The 2,774-nt window shown below is 66.4% G+C and carries 2 protein-coding genes; both read left to right on the top strand.

Translation table 11 applies throughout. The features are described 5' to 3' along the window. Positions 1 to 244 precede the first annotated feature (244 nt). Positions 245 to 1,405 carry an alanine--glyoxylate aminotransferase family protein gene (locus WC493_RS23160; protein ID WP_373068995.1) on the top strand — a complete coding sequence of 387 codons (1,161 nt, stop codon included), beginning with the start codon at positions 245 to 247 and terminating at the stop codon, positions 1,403 to 1,405. Between the two features lie 14 nt (positions 1,406 to 1,419). Continuing rightward, positions 1,420 to 2,774 (top strand): phosphoglycerate dehydrogenase (serA, locus tag WC493_RS23155; RefSeq protein WP_373068993.1); only part of this gene is annotated, 1,355 nt, incomplete at its 3' end.

Genomic DNA, 2,774 nt, shown 5'->3' with positions numbered 1-2,774 from the left:
CGTCTTGCCCGCCTGCAGCCTCGCCTGACTATCGGCCGATCGCGCCCCTCGCTGCCTCTTCGGGGCGGGGTCGTGGGCGCCTCATGCGCCGGCGTCCGGCTCAGTCGATTCCACCCCGCGCCGAACGAGCGTGCACTATTTGTGCACTGCCACGGGTGTTCTCTAGAATGACGCTTTCGAATCCGTGTACATTGGGCTCGCCGGCCTCGTCCCCGGCGCCTGACCACCGAGAAAGGACCACACGATGCAGAAGCGGTTCCTCATCACTCCCGGCCCCACGCCCGTGCCGCCGGAGGTGCTCTCGGCTCTCTCCGAGCCGGTCGTCCATCACCGCGCGCCGCGCTTCACCGAGATTCTCAAGCAGGTCGTCTCGGGCTTGAAATACATCTACCAGACGGAGAACGACATCATCGTCTTCGCGGCCAGCGGGACCGGCGCTATGGAAAGCGCCGTGGTCAACGTCGTCAACGCCGGCGACCACGTTCTCGTGGCCAGTATGGGCAATTTCGGCGAGCGCTGGAAGAAGCTGACCGCCACCTGGGGCGCCGCGGTGACCGCGCTCGACTACGAGTGGGGCACCAAGGTGATCCCCGCCGACATCGAGAAGGCTCTTGCCGCCGATCCGGCGATCAAGGCCGTGTACGTGCAGTTCAGCGAGACCTCCACCGGGGTCGTCAACGACATCAGGACGATCGGCGAGATCGTCGCCAAGACGCCGGCGATCCTCGTCGTGGACGCCATCAGCGGCCTTGGCGCGACCGATCTGAAGACCGACGAGTGGCACGTCGACATCTGCGTCGCCGGCTCCCAGAAGGCGCTCATGGTACCCCCTGGTCTCGCCTATGTGGCCGTCAGCGAAAAGGCGTGGGCGGTCGTAGAGAAGTGCGAGACGCCGCGCTTCTATTACGACTACATCGCGGCGCGCAAGAAGATGACCGGCGACTCCGCGCAGACCCCCTACACCCCGGCCGTGAGCCTCATGGTCGCGCAGAACGCCGCCATCGATCTGATCAAGGAAGAGGGCCTCGCGAACGTGTTCGAGCGCCATCGCGTCCTCAGCCGCGCCGCCAAGGAGGGCGTCAAGGCGCTCGGCCTCGAACTCTTCGGCCCCGAAGATCCGGAGGCCAACTCGGTTACCGCCGTCAAGGTGCCAGACGGCGTCGACGGCGGCAAGATCGGCAAGATCGCGCGCGACAAGTGGGGCGTGTGGCTGGCTGGCGGCCAAGGGCCGCTCAAGGGCAAGATCTTCCGCTTCGGTCACTGCGGCTACTTCGGCCACAGCGACATCATCGTCGGGCTCACAACGGTCGAGATGGTGCTCGCCGAGCTGGGCTACGACGTCAAGTTCGGCGCCTCGGCGGCTGCCGCCGAACAGGTGTTCATGCAGAGCACCGTGCTGCTCTGAGAGGGGTTACAGCGATGACAGACATCAAGAAGGTTCTGATCAAGGAGAAGCTCGCGCTTGAGGGCATCGCCTTCCTCGAGGAGCAGGGCTTCCAGGTCGACATAGGCACGGATTGGGACGCCGACGAGCTCCTGGCCCAGATCCCCGAGTACAACGGTCTCATCATTCGCTCCGCCACGAAGGTGACGGCGGACGTCATCAAGGCCGGCGCGAAGCTGCAAGTCGTCGGCCGCGCCGGGGTCGGCGTCGACAACGTCGACGTCGCCGAGGCGACCAAGCGCGGCGTCATCGTCGTGAACGCGCCGCAGAGCAACGTGCTCTCCGCCGCGGAGCACACGGTGGCCCTCATCATGGCGACTGCCCGCAACATCCCGCAGGCTCACGCCGACCTCAAGGACGGAAGGTGGGAGAAGGGCAAGTGGGGCAAAGGCGGCGTGGAGTTGCGCGGCAAGACGCTCGGCATCCTCGGCCTCGGGCGCATCGGCTTTCTCGTCGCCGAAGACGCGCGCGGTCTCGGCATGGACGTGCTTGCCTACGACCCGTTCGTTCCGGCCGAGCGGTTCCACGAGCTTGGCCTCAAGCGCGCCGACAGCCCCGACAAGATCTACCGCGAAGCCGACTTCATCACCGTGCACCTGCCGAAGAACGCCGAGACCCTCGGCTTCATCGGCGACGAAGAGTTCGCCAAGATGAAGGATGGCGTGCGCGTCGTTAACGTCGCCCGCGGCGGCATCATCGACGAGGAGGCCTGGGCGCGCGCCATCGAGAGCGGCAAGGTTGCCGCCTCAGCGGTCGACGTGTATCCCAAGGAGCCCACCACCGAGAGCCCCCTGTTCAAGTACGACAGCGTCATCGCCACGCCGCACCTCGGGGCCAGCACCGTGGAAGCCCAGCTGCGCGCCGGCACGATCATCGCCGAGCAGGTGGCTGCGGTGCTGAACGGCGAGTTTGCGAGCAACGCCGTGAACATCCCGCTGGCGCCCGGTGAGGACGCCGACGAGCTCATGCCGTTCCTCGGGTTGTGCAAGCAGCTCGGCAAGCTCATCGTGCAGATCGCCGAGGGCCCGGTCGACGCGTTCGAGATCGGCTACGGCGGCGGCATCGCCCGCTACGACACGCGCATCCTCACGCTCGGCGTGCTGCAGGGCGTGCTCGCCGACAAGGTCGACGGTCCGGTCAACTTCGTCAACGTGCAGAACATCGCCGAAGAGCGCGGCATCACCGCCAAAGAGACGAAGCAGCCGGCGGCTGTCGACTTCCTCAACCTCATCACCGTGGCGACCCGCGACGCGCAGGGCGATCTCTCGGTGTCGGGGACGACCCTGGGCCCGAAACACCGGCCGCGCTTGGTCAAAGTGTACCGGCAGGA

Origin of the sequence: Zavarzinia sp. (genome assembly GCF_041650655.1) — a bacterium.
GTDB lineage: Bacteria > Pseudomonadota > Alphaproteobacteria > Zavarziniales > Zavarziniaceae > Zavarzinia.
Note: the sequence above shows the minus strand (reverse complement) of the source record. Positions and strands in the feature narration are given on the sequence as shown.

Bases quoted from the DNA above. Each gene is read 5' to 3' on its own strand.
- WC493_RS23160 (WP_373068995.1), top strand. From the start codon at position 245: ATGCAGAAGCGGTTCCTCATCACTCCCGGCCCCACGCCCGTGCCGCCG.